Raw genomic sequence first — 21,072 nt, forward strand, 5'->3', positions numbered from 1 at the left:
ATTGCTCGCTAAAGAATAAAGTTTGAATTAACTATAAGACATTAACTCTTAGAAAATTGATCAACCTTTTTTATTGAGCGCATTGATTATATACGGTTCGTTCCTAAAAAGGTACCTCGCTGCGGTGTTTTTTTGGATTATAGGTCTTAAATTGAAACGGGTTTAATCCATCGTCAATAAAATTTTTCCAATATGACTGCTGCTCTCCATCAGACGATGGGCTTCTGACGCCTCTTGTAATGGGAATGTTTTATAAATCACAGGATGAATTTGTTTAGAACTAAATAGTGGCCAAATATTCTTTTCAACGGCTTTTGTAATCATGGTTTTGACTTGGTCCGATTGTGGCTTTAAGAGACTTCCTGTCAAAGTTAGATTTTTGCGCATTATTGTAAACAGATCAATTTGGGCCGTCATACTTTTCATCCCATTGATATTGATGAGACGGCCCTTGTCATTCAAGATGTCAAGATTCTTTTGGGTGTAGTCGCCACCAACCATGTCTAAAATGACATCTATTTTTTCATCTTTTAAAAGTGTTTCAAAGGCTTGGTTTTTATAGTTGATGACGGTTCCGAGATTCATTCCGTTTAGAAATGCCATCTTTTTAGCACTACCTACGGTGCTGTAAACTAGGGATCCCAACGTTTTGGCCATTTGTAAACCTATGGTGCCAATACCACTTGTTCCCCCGTGAATCAGTAATTTCTCTCCTGGCTTAAGTTGGCCCAGATGAAACACGTTGAACCAAACTGTAAAAATAGTTTCCGGTAGGGCGGCCGCATCTATTAAGTTGATACCTTGTGGTATGGGTAGACAATGCGAACTTTCTACAGCAACATATTCGGCATAGCCACCGTTGGGGATGAGGGCGCAGACCTGATCCCCAACTTGTATATTTTTAACGCCCATGCCGATTTCAACTATTTCACCTGACACTTCCAAACCAGGAATCAAGGTTTTTGATGCTCCTTTGCCATATGCGTCGGTGTTTTCTCGGGTGTTGATATCGCTCCGATTGACGCCTGCGGCTTTTACTTTGATTAATACGTGATGTCTTTCAGGTTTCGGTTTTGGGGTTTCCTGCAGCTGTAATACTTCAGGTCCTCCAGATTTTATAATATGTATCGCTTTCATAGATGCTTTTTGATTAGAGTTCCATAAAGATACTATATTTAGAAGCAGTGTATATCTGATAAGCTTTTTGGGTCATAAAATAGATTTGATTCTTCAATTTTATAGACTATCTCTAAATTACAGAGCATACGCCAGTACATACAGGTGACATCTTTGTTAACATAAAATCACAATTAATTGCATTATAAAACCATAAAAATGTATTTTCGTTTCTCTTAAACAATTTTGAATGTTAGTGACGGAGTTTAGACCTATTATAAAGGTTATTGAAGAGGCGTATGAGATCCCACATTTGAAGGCTACACGTAAGATTTCGGCCTTATTGCCTCATGATTATTATACCACAGATAAACATTATCCTGTACTTTATTTGCAGGATGGACAAAATTTATTCAATCCCATGGCGCCATTTGGCGATTGGGCCATAGATAAATCTTTGGAGAAATTAGCTCAGGAAGGTTATAGCGATATCATCATTATTGCTATTGACCATGGTAATCAGGAGCGCATCAATGAATATTTACCCTACTACCATCCGCGTTACGGTGAAGGAAAGGGAAATTTTTACATCCAGTTCATTATTGAGAAACTGATCCCATATATCAATAAAAATTATAGAACGCTTACAGATTTTCAAAATACAGGTATTGGTGGTAGTTCTTTAGGAGGTTTGATCAGTCTGTATGCAGGGTTGCAGAACCCGGGAGTGTTTGGAAAAATGATGATTTTTTCACCAAGTCTGTGGATTTCAAAAGTTATTTTTAATCAGACCACCTCGTTCCATCCTTTGCAGAAATCAAAAATTTACCTCTATTCTGGTGGCATGGAAAGTGAGGAGCATTTGCCAAATGCCCAAAGATTGGAGGCAATCTTTAGAGAGAAAATGGTTGAAAATCACGCCATTGAATTTAAATTTTCACTCAATGAAATTGGTGTTCATGCCGAAATATATTGGAGACACGAGTTTCCTAAAGCCGTTAAATGGCTCTATTTTAATTAAATACTATGATCTTTAAATACGTTTCAAAAGTTAATACACATCAAGATGTTATTGTGCCTTGTAAAAAAGGAAAATTAGAGCAGCTCACTCAATTTATAACCATCAAAGAACCTGATTTTAATGGTGAGTTTTCTACCGTTCAAATGCTTTATGGTCCAGAAGGTAATAGGGTTTATCTATTGGGTATCGGAGAAGAAAAGGATGCCGTAAAGATTGATGAAGCTTTTAGAAAGCTGAGCTTTGACTATAAAAAATATTGGAAAGCACCTATTCAAGTGGTTACCGAAGGGTTTTCTGATGCAGAACTTCAAAAGGCTGTTATAGGACTTGAAATGTCGGCCTACGACATTGGTACTTTTAAAACAAAGAAAGACGAGGTCAATGCCATTACTTTTGAGATTGTCAATAGAAAAGACATTACAAATAGTCTTGAAGAAGCAAAAGCCATTGGTGCGACCATCAATCGGATTAAAACTTTGGTAGATGCACCAGCAAACCAGAAAACACCTGAATTTTTAGGAGATTGGGCTGAAAAATCCGCTAAGACTTCCAATTATAAATGTACCGTTCTTCATCAAAAGGAACTTGAAGCACAAGGTTTTGACGCCGTTTTGGCGGTAGGTCAAGGGAGTGCTAATCCGCCAGTGGTCATTGTGACGGAATATATGCCAAAACAAGGCGCTTCGGTTGATATTGGTTTGGTAGGTAAGGGCATTACCTTTGATACCGGAGGATTATCGATTAAATCTTCTACCAATTTACATTATATGAAAAGTGATATGGGGGGTGCGGCGGTTGTTTTGGGTGTTGTAGAATTAGCGGCTAAATTAAAACTTGATGTGAATATTGTGGGCGTGGTGGCATCTGCCGAAAACGCTGTGGATAGCAAGAGTTACAGACCTGGAGATGTAATCAACAGTTTTTCAGGAAAAACTATTGAAATAATCGATACCGATGCCGAAGGCCGTTTGGTCTTGGCCGATGGTTTAAGCTATATTATTAAAAAGTTCCAGCCAAAACAAGTGATTGATTTAGCCACCTTAACGGGGAGTGTCGTGCAGACTTTGGGGTATGCGGCAGCCGGCATGTTTACCAACAATATTGAGATGGCACAGCAACTTTCAAAAATAGGCTTTGATACCAATGAACGGGTTTGGCCATTGCCGTTGTTTTCAGATTATGAAAGTGATTTGCACAGTGATATTGCTGATTTGCGTAATTTTAGTGGTAAACCGATTGCAGGTGCCATTACTGCTGCCAAATTTTTAGAAGCTTTTACAGAGGATCATAAAGCGTGGATGCATTTGGATATAGCAGGTGTTTCTTTCGGTGATTCACCATATTCTAAGATGAAAGGGGCTAGTGGATATGGCGTGCAATTGATTACTAATTATATTAAGCAGATTGCAGAAAACTAAGTGTTTATTTTGTATTTTGTATCAAAATTCAAATAAACTAACAAATAGCACCGCTTTTTAAGGCCTTTGATCAATCTTGAGATTTCTAGTTTTAAAAATACAGCTAATAAAACTCCATAACACATGTCCAATAAAAAACCGCTTAATTTTCTATGCGTTACGACGTATCATAAAGGTGCTGATTTCATTAAAAGTTGTAAGGCTGAAGGTAATAACGTCTATTTATTGACCAAGAAGAAATTAGAGCATGAGGTTTGGCCTTGGGAAGCAATTGACGACGTGTTTTACGTGGATAACTGGGATCAAAATGATGTCACTAAAGGTATTGCCTATAAATTTAGAACAATAAAATTTGATCGATTTGTGGCGCTTGACGATTTTGATGTTGAAAAAGTAGCACTTTTAAGAGAACATTTTAGAATGCCCGGAATGGGCCGTACGACGTCACATTATTTTAGAGATAAATTAGCGATGCGAACAAAAGCAAAAGCGGAAAACATCAATGTGCCTGAATTTACGGCACTTTTTCATGATGCTGACATCAATGCGTATGCTGATCACGTAAGTCCGCCGTGGCTGTTAAAACCTCGTTTGGAAGCGTCGGCAACTGGGATTCGGAAAATTAACAGTCGGGAAGAGTTGTGGCAGATCGTCAATGTGCTAAAGGATGAACGCGATAATTACTTGATAGAGAAGTTTGCACCTGGAGATGTGTATCACGTCGATAGTTTGATAGTAGACAGTAAAGTTGTGTTCTCCCGTGCAAGCAAATATTTGGACACTCCGTTTGAAGTGGCCCATGGTGGTGGGGTGTTTAGATCAGCAACATGTGAAATGGGAACTCAATTAGAGAAAGATCTAAGCAAGATGAATGCCCAGGTCATGAAGGCTTTCGGAATGCAATTTGGCGCCTCCCACACTGAGTTTATTGTTTCTAAAGAAACTGGAGACATGTTTTTCTTGGAAACCTCTTCAAGAGTTGGCGGTGCCAATTTAGCGGAAATGGTAGAACTTGCTTCTGGGATTAATCTCTGGGGTGAATGGGCGAGAATTGAATCAGCAACGCTAAGAAAGGAAACTTATAAGTTGCCAAAAATCAAAAATCAATATGCAGGGATCGTTGTATCCTTAAGCAAATTTGAGAATCCTGATACCTCGAGCTTTAATGATCCGGAAATTGTATGGCGAATGCATAAAAAATGGCATATTGGAATGATTGTAGTATCTGACAGTAGCGACAGAGTTATGGAATTGTTGGATAACTATACACAACGCATTGCTTCAGATTTTCATGCGAGCATTCCTGCACCGGATAAGAGTTTGTAATTAACGAGTTAATGATTTGGCAATAGGAATTATTAGTAGTCAGTCTGAAAGAATTTCATAATACCTTCGGAGTTTGACTTAGGGATATTCAATTGTTGAATAATTGGTGTTCTGCGTAAATCCGTGAGGATTATGATTTTCTCCGAGTTCTTATAATATGAAAAACTCTCTGTCTTTTTTGTGGCGCTCTGGGTAACATTGCTTCAAATCAATATTTAAGCGATTCTTCCATATCATTAAGGAGATAAAAATAAATCAGTGAGTATCTTCCTGATCAGCGTCATTCGGGTTTCAAAACATCAAGGTTCAAAAAAACCCGTACTGCCTCCAACCCAAGTTTTGTACTTATTGTATTTAACACCCACCATTTCACCTTTACTGATTCGGATGAGGTTGCTGACAATTTCAGTCTTATTGATTTCGCTATTATGAAGTAGCATCATTCTTATTTCACATTTTGCGGGCTCATCCATCGTTTCGATAATGGGTGCATAGGCCACTTTTTCTTGCAACAGGTAGTTCGATTTGTCCTCAACCGCGTCAATCATTGCTTTGTCCACATTTATCTGAACCCCTGCTCCCGCAAAAGAATACAACGGTTTAAGCACGTAATTCTCTAAATCATTTGGAATGTTTTCAAGTTGGTCTAAATAATAGGATTTTGGTACATAATCGCCTTTTAACAATGGCATCGTGTATTTACTGATTCTGAAAAACCAATTAGGATGGCCTATCCATTCAATAGCTACCTCATCCTTAAAATCGTATTCGCGAATTAAATCGGGTCGTTGATCCAATTCGTCAAAAATAATACGGTTGTAAATTTTTAATACTTGAATTTCTGAGCCATTATCATCAACATAAAATAATTGCTTACCTCTTTTAATTAGTTTTGAAATACACAATACTTTGATGCCCAGTAATGCTTCGGTTGCAAAGAAATCAATGGCCGTAGCTTGTTTTTCTGGTTCAATTTCAAGAAGAATGACTTGTTTTGGATCTGTATCGCCAACAATTTCTGTGCGTAACAATTCAATATAGTCTTCTGAGGTCAATCCGTTCAGGTGTTGTGAAAAATCTTGTGGAATGCCTTCATAATGCTTTCGATACATGCCACCTATAAATTCCTGGAAAAAATAGAGTGAAGGAAACCCTTGAAGTTCTATGAGTTTTGGAGTTAAATTACCGTTCTCATCCAAACATACGCCAAAGTCCAATTGTATAAATTTTGAATGATCATCCTCATTGGGCACTTTCATGCTGTCTTTAAAGAATGCGCCTTCTGTCAGTTCCTTGAAATTGGGCTGATCAATGACTTTCATAATATCTTCACAAGCTTCAATCAGCTTCTTTTTTAACTCCTTTGGAATGAACACCGGTGTTTCTGCAATTTTAAACTTAGGTGTATAGTCAAATTGTGCGATGATGTCTGCCAGCATTCCGGCATACTTTTCTTCAGAAAACTGAGCGTTAAACGCCTTGCGTAAGGTGGCAATCATAATATATTATGAGATTAATTGAGATGATAGTTGTTTCATGGCGCGTTCAATAAACTTGGGTAAAATGATTTTATGGGTTCTGATGATTTTATCGGGATCATCCATTTTGTCCATCATATCATCGTATTTCTCCTCGCCAAAATTCGCAATGACCTTGAGCTTATTGGCCTCTCCCAAAAAGTGCGCCCTCATGCCCACAGGATCGGCTTCGGGATGAAATTGGGTGCCTACAAACTCTTTTGAAAAACGAACCGCCATTATGGCGCGTTCATAACTGACATGACTTCGTATTTTTTCGAGACTTAAAATGGAAGCGCCTTGTTCTTTGAATACATTTAAACGAGGTTGAACCAATTGCCAATCCCGTGAATCCACAGCATAAAATGGGTCATCAAGGCCTTCTAAAAGGGGGTCTTTTAAACCTTTTTTAGTTTTATGGATCGGTAAAACTCCAAAAGAAGTTCTTCGTCTTGGTTTCATTTCTCCCAATTTAAAATAGTCGCACACTACTTGAAACGAATAGCAGATAAAGAACATATATTTCTTTTGGTGCTGCGAGGTTTTGTTGAAATCCCACAGTTCTTGAACTAAATTGAGATATGGAATCCGCCACGGACCATCTTCAAGTGGACTGTCAGGTCCGCCACTTGAAATATAAATATCAAAGGAGTTGTCAGGTATTTCAAGTGCACCTCTAACATTAAATATGGTGTAATCTACTTCATCATCAAACCCTCTCACAATATCCGCTATACAACGTAAGCCTTGGTTAGCTTGGTTGTTGTTCATATCAAGAATGGCTACTTTAAATTTGTCTTTAAGCATGTAATTTTTTCTAAGTACCTAAAATGGTCTGGTCCATAATATAGTCAACCACCTTAGTTAAATCCTTGGTTTCTTCAAAAATGGCAAGCTGTCTGTCAGCCCCAGTGCCATTTAGCATCATGGTTTTTACATGTTCTATTTCCTTACGGGAACCGAGTTCATCCACAACATCATCTACAAAATCAAGCAATTCTAACATTAATTCCTTGGTTTGCACTTCACATTCCTTGCCAAAGTCGATCATACTGCCATCAAGTCCGTATCTGCTGGCGCGCCATTTGTTCTCATTTATCAAGGCCCGATGATAGAGCATGAAGTTGAGGTTTTGCGTTCTCAGTTTGTAAAGTTTTGCAACCAATGCTTGGATTAGTGCCGCAATACTTAAGGTTTCTTCTACGGTCATGGGTACATCACAAATACGTACTTCTAAAGTTGGAAAGAAGGGATGGATGCGAATATCCCACCATATTTTTTTTGGATTGTCAATGCATTTTGTTTTGATCAACACATCGATATAATGTTCATATTCAGCCACGGTTTGGAAAATCCCAGGAATACCTGTTCTTGGAAATTTATCGAAGATCTTTGAACGAAAGGATTTAAATCCCGTATTTCTTCCTTCCCAAAACGGAGAATTGGTTGATAAAGCATATAAATGCGGTAAAAAGTAGCGCATGGCGTTAGTTAAGTGCAAAGCCAATTGTTTGTCTTCTATGCCCACATGAACATGGAGTCCAAAAATCAAGTTTGAACGCGCTGTATCTTGAAGTTCATCAACGATTTCGGCGTACCTTGGATTTGGGGTAATGAGTTGTGTTTCCCATTTCGTAAAAGGATGGGTGCCTGCAGCACCAATCCTAAACCCTAAAGATCCTGCAATTTCCGAAATTGATTTCCGCAAATGGGTGAGATCCTTTCTGGCCTCCGTAATGTCCTGACAGATATTGGTCCCAACTTCCACTACCGCCTGGTGCATTTCTGCCTTGACTTGATCATTTAATATTTTTTCGGCTACTGTAACAATTTGTTGGTCATGCGAGATGAGTTCCCGCGTTGTTGGACAGATGACCTGATATTCCTCTTCAATGCCTAATGTGAATTTCATATAATCGGGGTGGTTTATGTGAAGACCTTCCAGTCTCGAAGAATCGCTTCTGAAAGGTCCGTGAATCTTTATTTAAAAGCAGTCTTCTTGCCAGTAATCTGATCTTTGACAAATGTCCCCCAGGTAAGGTTCATTTTATCTTTCTTGTATTGTTTGGCTTTATTAATGGCCATATTGGCAGCATTTTCAACAATCCAATCGAAATTTTCTTGACCTACGGAATTGATGTCTGCATCTGGTGCTGGGTTGCAGAAATCAATAGCATAAGGAATGCCGTCGCGGATAGCAAACTCCACCGTATTAAAGTCATAGCCTAATGCTTTATTCAAACGGATACAATATTTTTTGACCAGGTCCAGTATTTCTTTTTTGACGGGTGGGCCATCAATCACGTATCGTAAATGGTGCGGATTTCTTGGCTCATATTGCATAATATGAACGTTGTCCGTATCTAAAACGTAACATCTAAAATATTCCGTAAAGTTGATTTCTTCTTGGAGCATCATCACCAAATTCTCTGTCTCACCATGTTTTTTCCAAAGATCTTGTGGATTTTCTACACGATAGACGCTTTTCCAACCACCACCATCATGAGGTTTCATATAGGCAGGAAATCCAATGGTATCAAACATATGTTCCCAAGCAAAAGGGAATTTCATATTACGGAACGACTCCTCGCTCGTATCTGGTGGACGATGAGAGGTAGGTAAAATAAATGTTTTTGGTACCGGGACACCTACTTTTTCTGCCAAAGCATTGTTAAAGAACTTCTCATCAGCACTCCACCAAAAAGGGTTATTGATAACGGCAGTTCCTGAAATGGCTGCATTTTTAAGATAGGCGCGATAAAAGGGAACGTCTTGAGAAATTCTATCAATAATAACCGCGTAATCTGTTGGTTTAGCTTGTTCTACCATGTCTATGGAAACAGCTTCTGCGACAATACCCTTTACTTTTTTTTCATTGACACGATCAATGAATGCTTGAGGGAATGTGTTTTCTTTTCCGAATAGGATGCCTATTTTCTTCATGTATATCAGTTTTGGTTGTAAATTTTGATTAATTATAATTTTGAGAGGTATTCAGGAAACATTTGACGCCATAATGGCCAGTCATGTTTTGCCCATCTTCGGACATCATACCAAAAAGGAATGTTTTTGTCCCGAAGTATTTGTGCCATCTTATCATTGGCTTCCAAACAAATGTCCCATTCACCAACGCCTAGGATAATTTTCATTTTCCATAAATCGGGATGGTTACTGCCAGGAAGAAAATCTATAGGGTTGTTGAAGAACACATTGTCATCATAATGACCGTCTACAAATGATTTGATATCAAATGCACCACTCATACTAAACATATGACTTACTTTTTCTGGATGTTTAAACGCAAAGTTTGATGCTTGATAACCGCCAAAGCTAGGACCTGCAACAGCCACCTTATTCAGCTTCTTGTCAGTACAGATAGGATTGACCAATTCATTTAAAATAAACTGATCATACCAACTATGATTTTTGGCGCGTTGTGAGGGATGGATTTTTTTATTGTACCAACTCAATTCATTAATGCCGTCTGGACAGTAAATTTGAACTTTACCTTGCTCTACAAACCAGCGTACAGAATCCACAAGTTTCATGTCTCTACATTCATTGTGTTTACCCATTGTAGTTGGGAAAAGTATAACGGGATATCCTGAGTGGCCAAAAACGAGCATTTCTATGTCCTTGCTGAGCGTAGGAGAGTACCATTTGTGATGTTGTTCTTTCAAAGGGTTATTTTTAAATTAGTTAAGATTGTGATTTAAAATGGAATCGATTTCTTCTAAATGTGTGAAAGTTTAATCCATTCGATTCTTTTTTAGAATGAATACAACAATATACTTTTTTTAATTTTAAATCCCATAGTATGTAGTGGCATTCTTAAATTTTTATGGAAAACATAAAGAATATGAGGGAATTTTAATTTTTTAGCGTCTTTTTTAAGTAAAATGATGTTTTAATCTGTATTTGTAATTCGTTATTGCCTTTAAATTAACCTGCCGAGGTCGCTTCTTAATCTCAAATAGCGTTAAAACATTGTGTTTTAATTAGTCTCGCTTCAATTGTTAGGTTTTTGCCAAATTATTTTATAGGGTTGATTTTAGGAAAGCGTTCACAACGCATCTAAAATAAATTGCACAATTTTAATAGATGTTTTGGTGAAGGTTAAAATAGCATCAAGATTTTAATCATGAAAAGTGTTATTGAAGAGATGTTTTTGTCAGCACTTTACAACTCATCCTTATGATATAACAATTCAGTCAATCCTATTTCATGGGTTTATAAGGTACATCGATATTTGACTTTATAAACCAATACTTAATGACATGAAACAGTTAATTATTATTACCGTATTATTTGTGACCGGGATGGTGTCGGCACAAAGCAATTATGACAAAGGCATGCAAAAAGCATTTGACTTTTGGAAGAATAACCAATGGACGGAAGCGGAACAACTTTTTGAACGGATCGCTGCTGCAGAACCTGATCAATGGTTGCCAAATTATTATATTGCGCAATTAAACAGTCTAAAAACTTGGGAAGAGAAGGATGCTGATATCGTAAAAGCTCAATTGGAAAAGGCTCAAAACGCTCTTAATGAAGCCATGGGCGTGGTAAGGGACAATGCAGATATCTTAGTTATGCAAGCGCAAATCTTGACCAATTGGGTCGCTTTTGACGGGATGACCTATGGCATGAAATATTCAGCAAAAATATCGGAATTGTACAATAGAGCCTATGCATTGGCTCCCAATAATCCGATGGTCGTGCTTGGTAGAGCAGAGTGGAACATGGGAAGTGCCCGATATTTTGGACAGGATACCGCGCCGTTTTGTAAGGATGTAGAAAAAGCCATTGAACTTTTTGCTAACTTTAAACCTGAAAAACCTTTTTATCCTAATTGGGGACGAGAGCACGCCGAATCGGTATTAAGATCCTGTAACAATTAACACAATCATAAAGAGCCCATGATAAGGAAACCAATACATAACGTTCTGATTACTTTTTTTATAGGATGCTTAGTTTTTGTGGCAGGAAATATAATCTATGGCGGATTTCGATATGAGAGTTTGAATGATTTTTTAGTGGATTTCAGTTTTTATCAATTGTATAGTTTTCTGCTGGGATATTCTAATTATTATTACTTCGCGTATCTCGAAAAATTAAATTGGAAAAAAGAAGAGGGAATCAAACGTATTGTTATTGGGATTGTGGGTTCGGTGGTCATAACCATGATTGGCTTGATGGTATTAAACGGATTTCAATATGTCATTTATCGAGGGGTCTCTCTAATTGATTTTATAAGCACGCAACGTTGGAGCCAGTATCGATTTGGACTTTGGATTACCCTGACCATTGTTATTATATTTCATTTTGTTTATTTCTATAATCGGTACCAACAGAATAAGATTAAGGAACAAAAAGTTATTGCGAACACGGCCAGTGCGCAATTTGAAAGCCTCAAAAATCAGATAGATCCTCATTTTTTGTTCAATAGCTTAAATGTGTTGACGTCACTCATTGAGGAAAACCCCGATAATGCACAGCGCTTTACAGTATCCTTATCAAAAATTTACAGATATGTTTTAGAACAGAAAGATAAGGAGCTGGTTACAGTGGCGGAAGAGCTCGAATTTGCCAAAACCTATATGGATCTTTTAAAGATGCGCTTTGAAAACAGTATTAATTTCGAAATTCCTGAAAATTTTAACCATACCGATGCCAAAGTGGTACCGTTATCCTTACAATTACTATTAGAAAATACCATAAAACATAATACCGTGAGTGAAGCAAAACCTTTACACATTAAAATCACGGTAGAAGACAACTATTTAGTGGTACAGAATAATTTGCAGAAAAAAGAAGTCCTTCAAACACGAAAAGGAGTAGGGCTACAAAACATAGTCAACAGATATGATATTCTAACCAAAAGAAATGTTTTGATAGACGAATCAAGCACTTTCTTTAAAGTGAAAATACCAATCTTGACCAAACAAACAGCTATCATGGATACAAAATATTTATATAACGAACAAGACGCCTATCATCGGGCAAAAAAGAGAGTGGAAGATATTAAAGGCTTCTTTGGGAACTTAGTATCCTACTGCGTGGTCATTCCTTTTTTAATATTCATTAATTATAAAACCTCTTGGAGCTATCAATGGTTCTGGTTTCCTATGTTGGGCTGGGGGATGGGTGTCATTTTTCATGCCTTTGGGGTGTTTGGGTACGGAAAAGAATGGGAAGAGCGAAAAATAAAAGAAATTTTGGAAAAAGAGCAGAACACTAAAACATGGAACTGATGGAACCTAATTATTTTGAAAAGGAACGTTATGAACGCGCCAAGAAGCGCGTCAAGAGAATGAGCGGATTTTATAGTCATTTATTGGTATATGTGGTAATAAACTTGATGATCGTAGTTGTCAATATTCAGCAACTGGACGCAGGAGAAAGCTATTTTAAATGGCAAAATTTTACAACGCTCTTTTTTTGGGGCATTGGACTTTTAGCGCACGGTCTTTCCGTATTTATGCCTTATATCGTTTTAGGCAGAAACTGGGAAGAAAAAAAGATCAAAGAAATTATGGAGAAAGATCGGAAGAGCAAATGGGAATAATGGTTTAAGAATCAGGATTTCAGTATTTAGTATCAAGTATCAGGAATCAGGATTCAAGAATCAAGAGGTTGTGTGTTTTTAGGATGACAACATTCTACCACCAAGATTATAATTCCTCAAACCTCAAATCGATTTACTATTCGCTAATACCAAACACCTAATTCCTAATACAAATGAATGTAATCATCATAGAAGACGAAAAACCATCTGCACGCCGTTTGCAGCGCATGTTGGGTAATTTAATGATTGAGGCGCATACCATGCTGCACTCTGTTGAAGAATCCATTGCTTGGTTTATAGAAAATAAACATCCTGATTTGATATTTTTAGATATTCAACTAAGTGATGGTTTGTCCTTTGAAATTTTTGAAGCTCTAGAAATCAATTCCGCCGTTATCTTTACAACCGCCTATGACGCCTATGCCTTACAAGCGTTCAAGCTTAATAGTATTGATTATTTGTTAAAGCCTATAGACGAAGAAGATCTTGCAAAGGCAATTGCTAAGTATAAAATGCGTTTGCCAACTCAGAAACCTGTAGTGATTGATTTTGACGACATCCGAAAACTATTGGTCAACCCCTTGGACCTCACTTATAAAAAGCGGTTCTCGGTCAAGCTAGGGCAACATCTTAAATTAATTGCTATTGAAGATATTGAGTGTTTCTATAGCGAAAATAAGGGTACCTATGCCTATACTAAAGACGGGAGAAATTATCTTTTAGATATTAGTTTGGAACAGTTGGATTCAGACTTAGAGCCCAAACTGTTTTTTCGGGTGAGCAGAAAATTCTATGTGAACATCAACGCGATTAAGGATATGATCAGCTATACCAATTCCCGACTGCAAATTAAATTGAACACTTATAATGAACAGGATGTTATTGTAGCCAGAGAACGTGTGAAGGATTTTAAGGATTGGTTGGAGTAGCTAATCGTCAATTCTATTATCATCAAATGCTGAAGGCAACAACTTTGGAATAAATTTGATAAATAACGGCAGTAAAATGGCACCACCTGGTAACATGAAAATTGCCAAACTTGGTATGGATTTAAAAATATCCATCAGTTGTTCCTGAATTTTTTTATGTTCTTCATCTGTCAGGTCTCTTTGGGTGGATTTTGTCAAAAGCACCATTAATTCCTTACTTTCCCTAAGTTCCTTTACCAAACGCTTGCTATTTCTGCTTATGAGTTTGATAACCATTTTACTAGAGTTATCATAAAAGCTCTGAACAAAATTCCGAGAACCTAAAGTGGCGATGCGGTTATCGTTTTGAGAATAAAAGCCGTCAATATCCAAAATAGAGTGCTCCAAAATGCTTGGATCTAGATTGAGATGATTGCAAAATTGGATCAAGAATTTGTTCTCAGATTGATCTATTAACTTATCTGTCCATGACGCCATACAGGCAAGGTCAATTGTGTATTGTTTTTCTAAATTAGTTTGAAGGGCACTGATTGCATCACCATAATCCATGGGTTCATTATTATGATAACGTCTGGATACTTTAAAAAGTTTGGTTAAACTATCGTCGTATTTGCTTTTTTGATGTTTGGATTCAAACACTTCAATCACAATGGTTTCAATGGCGTTTTCTATAGCCTGTAAATAGTGGTCAGAAACGCTATTGGTCTCTAAAAATTTTTTATAAGCAATGACATCTACAAAAAGCAGCGCATTTATAATGAAGTAATTGAAGTTTTTCGTAAAAATATTATCATCAATATGGATGCGTTTATCAATCAGGTCTTCCAAAAGGGCAGCAGATTTCTTTTTGCCTAAAATAGAATCAAAAATAGACGTTTTGCTTACCGTAATAGCACTGTAAAAACTGATGACGCTATCAATAAATTTTTCTTCAGAAGGGTTTTTACTATAAAAATAGAAGAAGGCCAGGATTAGGTTCGCCTTGCACAATTCTTCATCGGTAAGGTCATTTTTAGGTAAGGCGTTGTTCACAATCCCAACATTGCTCCCATAAATAAATCCACAACGTTTTAATTCTTGATAAAAAGTGTCAAGAGGTTTGTTCAAAAAGGTGTCATCCGTAGATACTTCCTTTAATAATTTCTTTATCCAGCCAGAAGCAGAAGGATTCATAGTCGTCACTCAATTAGAGTGCAAAGGTAATTAATTTAAGATGTGGACTGTCACGTTTTAATCATTCTATTTCATTAAATAAATTTCTTTTCTTTTGGCTTGGTTGACGTTTTTGATCGAGAAGTGGCGCTGGGAACACCTAAAATTCAACAGCATAAAAATAAATAATTTTCATTTTTGAACTTTATAAAAACTGAACTACTGCTTTTTTCGTATGCATGATCAGAGCGTTTATTGTGTTCATCTAGACTATTATATTTGAAAAAGGAGGTTTTAGTACTGTTAATTTGAGGGAATTAACGCTAACAGGAAGAATCAAGGTTATTCTTGTAAAGAATCCATGTGAGTTGTGGTAGTTTTAGAGTTTTTTTGTTAGTGGAAAGTGCTTAACTGTAGCAATATGGTTAGGTGCTTTTCTGTTTTAATAAAGATTCACTAGTTATAATGACACATTCAATTGATAATGGTGCAAAGATACCAGACTACGCGCAATCTTTTAAATTGAATAGTGAATCGAGTTGGGGAAGAGATGGTGTTCGTTCTGTAAAACACTATGATATGAGGATTAGTGTACCTAATCTCTCAACCGCCAAACTTCATTGATAGGATCACCTTTACTAGATAGTCCTTTATGGTGCCATTGTCCATCAACCAACTCATATTTGAATTTTAAGTCAAGTCCTACCCGAGAATCATCTTTTGAAAAGAATTCGATGCGCTCAGTATAGTCACCATTTATGGTGGTGTAGGTTACGCCGCCAGTACCCATAAATTGTTTTGTTTCCGTATTATAAGCTATCCATTGAAATCGACTCCCTGATAGAATTTTCATCGTTTTTCTAGGACTATCCTTATTGCGTACTTGCGCTTGGCCATCTATTATTCTACCCGACATTAACCAGGCGCCTTGCAATTTTCCAGGGCCACCAGCATCTATTCTATCGAATTTCAAATGTGTATCTAAAATGTCAATTTCATTATCAGAAATGGCCAGTTTATAAGATATTTCGGTACCAACCCGATCAGAATTAGTAGTGTCAAATTCTACTTTTTCTGTCATGACTTCACCTTCTAATGTCCAACTCCCGCCGTGAGTTGCGATAAATTTGCCAGTGCTTGCATTAAAGGTTGTTGATGCTAAATACCCATCTACAAAAGTTATTACGGTTTTTAACTGGTCGCCACTTTCAGAAGTCGTATCGTTTTCCCAAGCTCCAATAATACCTTGCGCCTGAATGCCAAAAGATGTAAAAATACAAAGGAGCGCTAACTTTAAATTTGTCATGACGTTAAAATTTAGTGTGATTTAGCTTATATGAATTATGATTGTTGATGACGATTTTCAAAAGATTGCATGATTTGCATAACACGTTTTATTTTAGTGACCGCTGTTCTTCGGTTTTTTTGTTGGTGTTCTATTTTTCGTTACAAGTAGCGCAATGCTAGCGGCAACCAAAAGACTTGAGATCAGAAAAGCAATGGACTTTTCTGAAACTAGATAAAGTATAAAGCCAGAAATTAATAAGATTGTGCCAATAATCCTTTTTGTCTGCATATGATTTGGTTTAAACAGCCTGTCCGAAAGTTAATAAATTATGGTCAGGATCTAACATTGAAAATTCCTTTTGACCCCAAGGTTTTGTTTCTATGCTTCCATTTGGATGGATGCTCAACATTTTATCTATAAATGATTGATATAACATTTCAATAGCATCAGTCCTGATATAAATTTGTCCGTAATTTTCTTGTGGATCAAGATCTTTGAATTGAAAAAAATGAATTTGAATGTCATCTCTTTGAAGCATTAAATAATTGTCAAAATCTACGTTTCCAAATTCTGTAAACCCTAAGCGATCGTAGAATGCTCTAGTGGCACTTTTATTTCGCATTGGAAGCTTTGGATGAACGGCAGTAAGCATGTGTCAACGTATTTAAGTTTTCATTTAGATATCAAAAATTGTTTTGGATAGGGCAATGATTATGGCGGACTTGATTGCATATCTAACGGGATTTCATCTATCAGATTGATTTGATCCAACATCTTATCCAACTCGATGAGGGAACTTTTTTCAATAAAGGCCGTATTGATTCTTAGCTCGTCATGATGGGTTCTTAGTAGATAATCACCCGCAATTTTTTTGATTTGTATGAGTTTATTTAGGTTGATGCTTTTGGGCGTCAGTTTGTTTCTCGTGAGGATTCCGTTATCGATAGTTAAATATTGTTTTGATTTTTCAAATACATAGTGAACCATATGAAGTAGCCCTAAGATTAAATATCCAATTGTAAAAACAAGAGATGTATCAAAAACAAAGCCCAAAACACCAAACGAAAGCCATATACATGCCTGAATTAGCTGAAATCGAAGTCTTTTTTTTGGATACTTGATTTTCATATCTTCTGATTTAAGGTGAGCTTTAGATATAAAAATAATGCTTTTAATTGGATTTTTTAAAACATGATTTAAAGAAGATGATATACTTATGATTTAAGTAGAGGTGCCGTCTTTAGATCCACTTTTCGTTATGCTACCATCAAGGGAACTCTTTAATTGGATTGTTGGTAATATACTTCGCCATCTTTCATGACAAAAACAATGCTTTCTACACTTTTAACAAAATCAGTATTGAGATCGCCTTTTATTGCAATGATATCTGCATAGGCTTCAGGTTTTAAAACACCAATTTCGTTTTCCTTATTTAAATGTAACGCTGAGGTGTATGTTGCAGCTTGCAATATGTCTAAGGGTTTCATGCCGGCTTCAAAATAAGCGCGGAACATATCTTGAGATGATTTTCCTGCAGATACGCCAATATTTGTATAATTATCTGAACCAGCTACAATAGGAATGCCTTTGCTGATTACGTTTGCTAATCTATTTTTTAAAGTATCAATATATTTATCAATCCAACCCAAATTATCTTTTTCAAGACCCGCAAGGTTTGCATAGATGTTCATGTAGGCTCTACTATTTTCAGTAGGTACAAGAAAAATCTTATTTTTAGCCATCAAGGCTAACGTGGAATCTGCAATATTGAAACCATGTTCAATACCATTAACACCGGCTTTAATAGCATCCCAAGCAGATTGGTTAGAGACCGTATGGGCAGTTACCGTCAAACCGTAGCTATGTGCTGTTTTAACAATGGACTCTATTTCGTCTATACTCAGACGGGTATTGTTTGGGAGATTATCTGCAGCTATTTTTATGAGATCTACGTTTTGGTTTATGTGCTCTCTGACGGCTATTTTAGCATCTTCTACACTTTTTATGATCCGGTATTCGAGATCGATAATACTCTGATGCTTTGGAGCTACTCCGTAAATTTGTCCGCCAGTGGCAGCAATAATTGGTCCTGAGGCAAAAATGCGCGGACCTTCAATAGTGCCTTCATTAATGGCATCTCGAAGTGCTACGTCAAGAAAAAGCCCCGAATTGCCAAGATCTTTGATACTCGTAATCCCAACATCTAAATAGGATTTGGCTCTTTTGGCACCTCTAAGCACTCGTAAAGCATCGGTTTCCATGGTAAGCGATTGAATGCTGTGTTCAGAGAAATCAGCATCAGCATCCTGTGAAAAAAGAACATGGGTATGAGCATCAATGAGACCTGGGAGTACGGTATACTCTGATAAATCAATGACATATTTATCATTAGGGAGAGAATTAAAGTCCCCTATAGAAACAATCCGTGTTCCTTTTACATAGATAATTTTATTCTTTAAAAGTACGTTTTGTTGACTATCATAGAAAAGACCGGCTTTAATATAGGTTTCCTTTTGTTGTGCGACCAAGAATGTTGGCAAATAAATGATGTATATTAAGATCAAGAAAACTCTATACATGTTGCTTTCATATTTATGAATGGTTTGTTTAGGAGTCATTCCGTCCATGTGTTAGCATACAACTGTCGCTTTAGAAGTCCTTAAAGTACAAAAAAATGATTAAAAACGTGTAATCAGCTCGTTAGATAAGGAGTTAGGTAAGTCATGAGTTTTTGTTGGTCACAACTAAAGTTAAAGCCTCAACAGAATATGTGTTGGGCTGGTATGGCTACTTTAGTTTATAAGTTTTTTGTGGTTTTATGAAGAAATAATGTCTTATAATAAAGCTAAAATTGTTGGAGGAAAATAGCAATGGAAGTTTTGATCCATCATTGAGAGTTTAATTTCCCGAGGGTCTTGATTTAATAGTATTTAGCGAGCTGACGCGTTTATGACGATATTCAGCATGTGCCAATTTTGATAGCATGTATTTATATCAAAGAATAATGAGGCTTTTGGAGGGACTCCTTAACTTTAAGATACTCATCTGGAGTATCGGCAAGCACCATTAAAATATCATGAGCATGAATGACTGTCGAACCACCCGGACGGATGTATTGTTTGTTACGCTTTATTGTGACAATAAATGCGGATGAGGGAAAGTTCACATCAACAATACGTTTATTTACTGCAAAAAAGTCGGGTAAAATCTCAAATTCCTGCATAGAAGATTTTGGTAGATCCAAGAGAAGTTGGTCTATTTCGGTGATTTTTTTTGCTTTTTCCGGAATGCCAACCTTCAACCATTTTGCAACAACCGATAACGAGGTTCCTTGAATCAGTACAGAGGTTACCGAAATAAAGAAAACGATACTAAAAATCATATCTGCTTTTTCAATGCCCGCTAAAAGCGGATAGGTTGCAAATACAATCGGCACAGCGCCACGCAAGCCTACCCAAGAAATATAGAAGCGTCTTCTCAATTTCATTTTAAAGAACATCAGGCTTATAAATACAGCTATTGGGCGCGCCACAAGAATCAAAAACAGTGAAATGAGCATGCCAACCCCGATATATGGAACTATTTCAGAAGGAAAGACTAAAAGTCCTAAGGTGAGGAACAACACAATTTGCATCAGCCAAGCCAAACCATCGTACATTTTTAAAATGGTTTTCTTTTGAATAATGTCTTGATTTCCTAGGTATACTGCACAGATATAGATGGCCAAAAAGCCATTGCCTCCAACAAAATCAGTAGCTGAAAAGGTGATGAACATCAACGCAATCACTAAAACGGGGTAGAGGCCTTCAAATCCAAGGTTGATTCTGTTAATGATATATTTACTGGTTATTCCAAATCCAAAACCTGCACCTGCACCCACAATCATTTGTTGTAAAAACATAGGGACAATGGATGCAACACTTTGATCTTGATTGATCACTAAAGTCAAGAACGCGATGGTCAATACATAGGCCATCGGGTCGTTACTTCCGCTTTCCAATTCTAGAGTAGGCCGGATATTTTTTTTCAAGGCAAGACTTTTTGACCGTAAAATTGAGAATACCGCAGCAGCGTCGGTTGACGATACTATAGAACCCAAAAGCATGCTTTCATAAATGGTGAAATCGGTAACATAATACACAAATGTTCCCAGCAACAGAGCGGTCAGTAAAACCCCTAAAGTCGACAAGGCAATACCTTCTCCAAGGATTGGTTTTATGGATTTCCAATTGGTGTCCAGGCCCCCAGAAAATAAAATGAAGTTAAGTGCAATTATGCCTATAAGCTGTGCGCTTTTTGGGCTGTCAAATCGGATCCCACCTATGCCTTCAGAACCTGCTAACATGCCTATGGCTAAAAACAATATGAGTGTAGGAACACCAAATCTATAAGAAGTTTTACCAACAATAATACTTATAAAAAGTAAAATAGAGCCAACTAATAGAATGTTTTCAGTGGTTAGAATCATGCTTTTATTTTAAAATACCAATTCTCGCGAAGATACTTCTTTTTATTTTTACGAATATTGCTGCCAAAATAAAAATCTGGTTTTGACTTTGGAGACATATCTCAAAATTTTTAAGATGGTCGATTGTTAGTTATAGGCCTTTCTAAATTTTGAGCTGCCGATAATTCCATAATGGATTTAAGTCCAATTACCGTTCTTCTTGTGTCGATTAATTCTGGCGCATCTATCTCATAAAAGGAGTGCGGTTCAGAATTATAATTAATTTGAGA

The 21,072-nt window shown here is 36.9% G+C and carries 19 protein-coding genes; 7 read left to right on the forward strand and 12 right to left on the reverse strand.

Annotation, left to right across the window (positions count from 1 at the left end; genetic code table 11):
- Window positions 1-162: 162 nt before the first annotated feature.
- On the reverse strand, window positions 163-1,137 hold the full coding sequence (locus tag G525_RS0102285; RefSeq protein WP_027124707.1) for an NAD(P)H-quinone oxidoreductase: 975 nt from the start codon (window positions 1,135-1,137) through the stop codon (window positions 163-165).
- Window positions 1,138-1,366: 229 nt separating this feature from the next.
- On the opposite strand from G525_RS0102285, the gene G525_RS20035 reads away from it, so the two are divergent.
- From G525_RS20035 to G525_RS0102305, 3 genes are all read left to right on the forward strand, one after another.
- A complete protein-coding gene (locus tag G525_RS20035) occupies window positions 1,367-2,137 on the forward strand; it encodes an alpha/beta hydrolase (RefSeq protein ID WP_051209698.1) in 771 nt (256 codons plus the stop codon).
- A gap of 5 nt (window positions 2,138-2,142) precedes the next feature.
- The gene (locus G525_RS0102295) at window positions 2,143-3,555 is read left to right on the forward strand and encodes a leucyl aminopeptidase family protein (protein WP_027124708.1); all 1,413 of its coding nucleotides are present in this window, start codon (window positions 2,143-2,145) and stop codon (window positions 3,553-3,555) included.
- Between the two features lie 123 nt (window positions 3,556-3,678).
- A complete protein-coding gene (locus G525_RS0102305) occupies window positions 3,679-4,881 on the forward strand; it encodes an ATP-grasp domain-containing protein (protein ID WP_027124709.1) in 1,203 nt (400 codons plus the stop codon).
- Window positions 4,882-5,180: 299 nt separating this feature from the next.
- On the opposite strand, the gene G525_RS0102310 is transcribed toward G525_RS0102305, so the two are convergent.
- The 5 genes from G525_RS0102310 to G525_RS0102330 form a co-directional block, all read right to left on the reverse strand.
- Window positions 5,181-6,380 carry a hypothetical protein gene (locus tag G525_RS0102310; RefSeq protein WP_027124710.1) on the reverse strand — a complete coding sequence of 400 codons (1,200 nt, stop codon included), beginning with the start codon at window positions 6,378-6,380 and terminating at the stop codon, window positions 5,181-5,183.
- A gap of 6 nt (window positions 6,381-6,386) precedes the next feature.
- The gene (locus tag G525_RS0102315; RefSeq protein WP_027124711.1) at window positions 6,387-7,205 is read right to left on the reverse strand and encodes a type 1 glutamine amidotransferase; all 819 of its coding nucleotides are present in this window, start codon (window positions 7,203-7,205) and stop codon (window positions 6,387-6,389) included.
- 10 nt (window positions 7,206-7,215) lie between these two features.
- Window positions 7,216-8,310 carry a carboxylate-amine ligase gene (locus G525_RS0102320; RefSeq protein WP_027124712.1) on the reverse strand — a complete coding sequence of 365 codons (1,095 nt, stop codon included), beginning with the start codon at window positions 8,308-8,310 and terminating at the stop codon, window positions 7,216-7,218.
- Window positions 8,311-8,378: 68 nt separating this feature from the next.
- Entirely contained in the window at window positions 8,379-9,341 is a 963-nt protein-coding gene (locus G525_RS0102325) for an ATP-grasp domain-containing protein (protein ID WP_027124713.1), read from the reverse strand.
- Between the two features lie 32 nt (window positions 9,342-9,373).
- Window positions 9,374-10,078: an alpha/beta hydrolase-fold protein gene (locus tag G525_RS0102330; RefSeq protein ID WP_027124714.1), complete on the reverse strand. Its 705-nt coding sequence runs from the start codon at window positions 10,076-10,078 to the stop codon at window positions 9,374-9,376.
- Between the two features lie 597 nt (window positions 10,079-10,675).
- On the opposite strand from G525_RS0102330, the gene G525_RS0102335 reads away from it, so the two are divergent.
- The 4 genes from G525_RS0102335 to G525_RS0102350 all read left to right on the forward strand — a co-directional run bounded on the left by G525_RS0102335 (window position 10,676) and on the right by G525_RS0102350 (window position 13,895).
- Window positions 10,676-11,299, forward strand: a complete 624-nt coding sequence (locus G525_RS0102335) for a tetratricopeptide repeat protein (protein ID WP_027124715.1) — start codon at window positions 10,676-10,678, stop codon at window positions 11,297-11,299.
- A gap of 18 nt (window positions 11,300-11,317) precedes the next feature.
- A complete protein-coding gene (locus G525_RS0102340) occupies window positions 11,318-12,652 on the forward strand; it encodes a 2TM domain-containing protein (protein ID WP_027124716.1) in 1,335 nt (444 codons plus the stop codon).
- Window positions 12,652-12,966 (forward strand): 2TM domain-containing protein, encoded by a 315-nt coding sequence (locus G525_RS0102345; protein ID WP_027124717.1) that lies wholly within the window; start codon window positions 12,652-12,654, stop codon window positions 12,964-12,966. Before G525_RS0102340 ends, G525_RS0102345 begins: the two co-directional genes overlap by 1 nt.
- 173 nt (window positions 12,967-13,139) lie before the next feature.
- Window positions 13,140-13,895: a LytR/AlgR family response regulator transcription factor gene (locus G525_RS0102350; protein WP_027124718.1), complete on the forward strand. Its 756-nt coding sequence runs from the start codon at window positions 13,140-13,142 to the stop codon at window positions 13,893-13,895.
- Here G525_RS0102350 and G525_RS0102355 read toward each other — a convergent pair whose 3' ends face one another.
- The 6 genes from G525_RS0102355 to G525_RS0102380 all read right to left on the reverse strand — a co-directional run bounded on the left by G525_RS0102355 (window position 13,896) and on the right by G525_RS0102380 (window position 20,803).
- Entirely contained in the window at window positions 13,896-15,068 is a 1,173-nt protein-coding gene (locus G525_RS0102355) for an LETM1-related biofilm-associated protein (protein WP_027124719.1), read from the reverse strand.
- Between the two features lie 574 nt (window positions 15,069-15,642).
- Window positions 15,643-16,353: a hypothetical protein gene (locus G525_RS0102360; RefSeq protein ID WP_027124720.1), complete on the reverse strand. Its 711-nt coding sequence runs from the start codon at window positions 16,351-16,353 to the stop codon at window positions 15,643-15,645.
- 280 nt (window positions 16,354-16,633) lie between these two features.
- Window positions 16,634-16,987, reverse strand: coding sequence for a bleomycin resistance protein (locus G525_RS0102365; protein ID WP_027124721.1), 354 nt, complete (start codon window positions 16,985-16,987; stop codon window positions 16,634-16,636).
- Window positions 16,988-17,046: 59 nt separating this feature from the next.
- Window positions 17,047-17,463 carry a hypothetical protein gene (locus tag G525_RS20040; RefSeq protein ID WP_051209700.1) on the reverse strand — a complete coding sequence of 139 codons (417 nt, stop codon included), beginning with the start codon at window positions 17,461-17,463 and terminating at the stop codon, window positions 17,047-17,049.
- A 152-nt stretch (window positions 17,464-17,615) separates the two neighbouring features.
- Window positions 17,616-18,953 carry an amidohydrolase family protein gene (locus tag G525_RS0102375; RefSeq protein ID WP_245577714.1) on the reverse strand — a complete coding sequence of 446 codons (1,338 nt, stop codon included), beginning with the start codon at window positions 18,951-18,953 and terminating at the stop codon, window positions 17,616-17,618.
- 371 nt (window positions 18,954-19,324) lie between these two features.
- Entirely contained in the window at window positions 19,325-20,803 is a 1,479-nt protein-coding gene (locus G525_RS0102380; RefSeq protein WP_027124723.1) for a potassium/proton antiporter, read from the reverse strand.
- Window positions 20,804-21,072 lie beyond the last annotated feature (269 nt).

It is taken from the genome of Gelidibacter mesophilus DSM 14095 (genome assembly GCF_000423005.1).
Classification (GTDB): Bacteria; Bacteroidota; Bacteroidia; order Flavobacteriales; family Flavobacteriaceae; genus Gelidibacter; species Gelidibacter mesophilus.

Excerpts from the sequence above, each read along its gene's own strand:
- G525_RS0102285 (WP_027124707.1), bottom strand. The coding sequence starts at position 1,137 with ATGAAAGCGATACATATTATAAAATCTGGAGGACCTGAAGTATTACAG.
- G525_RS20035 (WP_051209698.1), top strand. The coding sequence starts at position 1,367 with ATGTTAGTGACGGAGTTTAGACCTATTATAAAGGTTATTGAAGAGGCG.
- G525_RS0102295 (WP_027124708.1), top strand. The coding sequence starts at position 2,143 with ATGATCTTTAAATACGTTTCAAAAGTTAATACACATCAAGATGTTATT.
- G525_RS0102305 (WP_027124709.1), top strand. The coding sequence starts at position 3,679 with ATGTCCAATAAAAAACCGCTTAATTTTCTATGCGTTACGACGTATCAT.
- G525_RS0102310 (WP_027124710.1), bottom strand. The coding sequence starts at position 6,380 with ATGATTGCCACCTTACGCAAGGCGTTTAACGCTCAGTTTTCTGAAGAA.
- G525_RS0102315 (WP_027124711.1), bottom strand. The coding sequence starts at position 7,205 with ATGCTTAAAGACAAATTTAAAGTAGCCATTCTTGATATGAACAACAAC.
- G525_RS0102320 (WP_027124712.1), bottom strand. The coding sequence starts at position 8,310 with ATGAAATTCACATTAGGCATTGAAGAGGAATATCAGGTCATCTGTCCA.
- G525_RS0102325 (WP_027124713.1), bottom strand. The coding sequence starts at position 9,341 with ATGAAGAAAATAGGCATCCTATTCGGAAAAGAAAACACATTCCCTCAA.
- G525_RS0102335 (WP_027124715.1), top strand. The coding sequence starts at position 10,676 with ATGAAACAGTTAATTATTATTACCGTATTATTTGTGACCGGGATGGTG.
- G525_RS0102340 (WP_027124716.1), top strand. The coding sequence starts at position 11,318 with ATGATAAGGAAACCAATACATAACGTTCTGATTACTTTTTTTATAGGA.
- G525_RS0102345 (WP_027124717.1), top strand. The coding sequence starts at position 12,652 with ATGGAACCTAATTATTTTGAAAAGGAACGTTATGAACGCGCCAAGAAG.
- G525_RS0102350 (WP_027124718.1), top strand. The coding sequence starts at position 13,140 with ATGAATGTAATCATCATAGAAGACGAAAAACCATCTGCACGCCGTTTG.
- G525_RS0102355 (WP_027124719.1), bottom strand. The coding sequence starts at position 15,068 with ATGAATCCTTCTGCTTCTGGCTGGATAAAGAAATTATTAAAGGAAGTA.
- G525_RS0102360 (WP_027124720.1), bottom strand. The coding sequence starts at position 16,353 with ATGACAAATTTAAAGTTAGCGCTCCTTTGTATTTTTACATCTTTTGGC.
- G525_RS0102365 (WP_027124721.1), bottom strand. The coding sequence starts at position 16,987 with ATGCTTACTGCCGTTCATCCAAAGCTTCCAATGCGAAATAAAAGTGCC.
- G525_RS20040 (WP_051209700.1), bottom strand. The coding sequence starts at position 17,463 with ATGAAAATCAAGTATCCAAAAAAAAGACTTCGATTTCAGCTAATTCAG.
- G525_RS0102375 (WP_245577714.1), bottom strand. The coding sequence starts at position 18,953 with ATGACTCCTAAACAAACCATTCATAAATATGAAAGCAACATGTATAGA.
- G525_RS0102380 (WP_027124723.1), bottom strand. The coding sequence starts at position 20,803 with ATGATTCTAACCACTGAAAACATTCTATTAGTTGGCTCTATTTTACTT.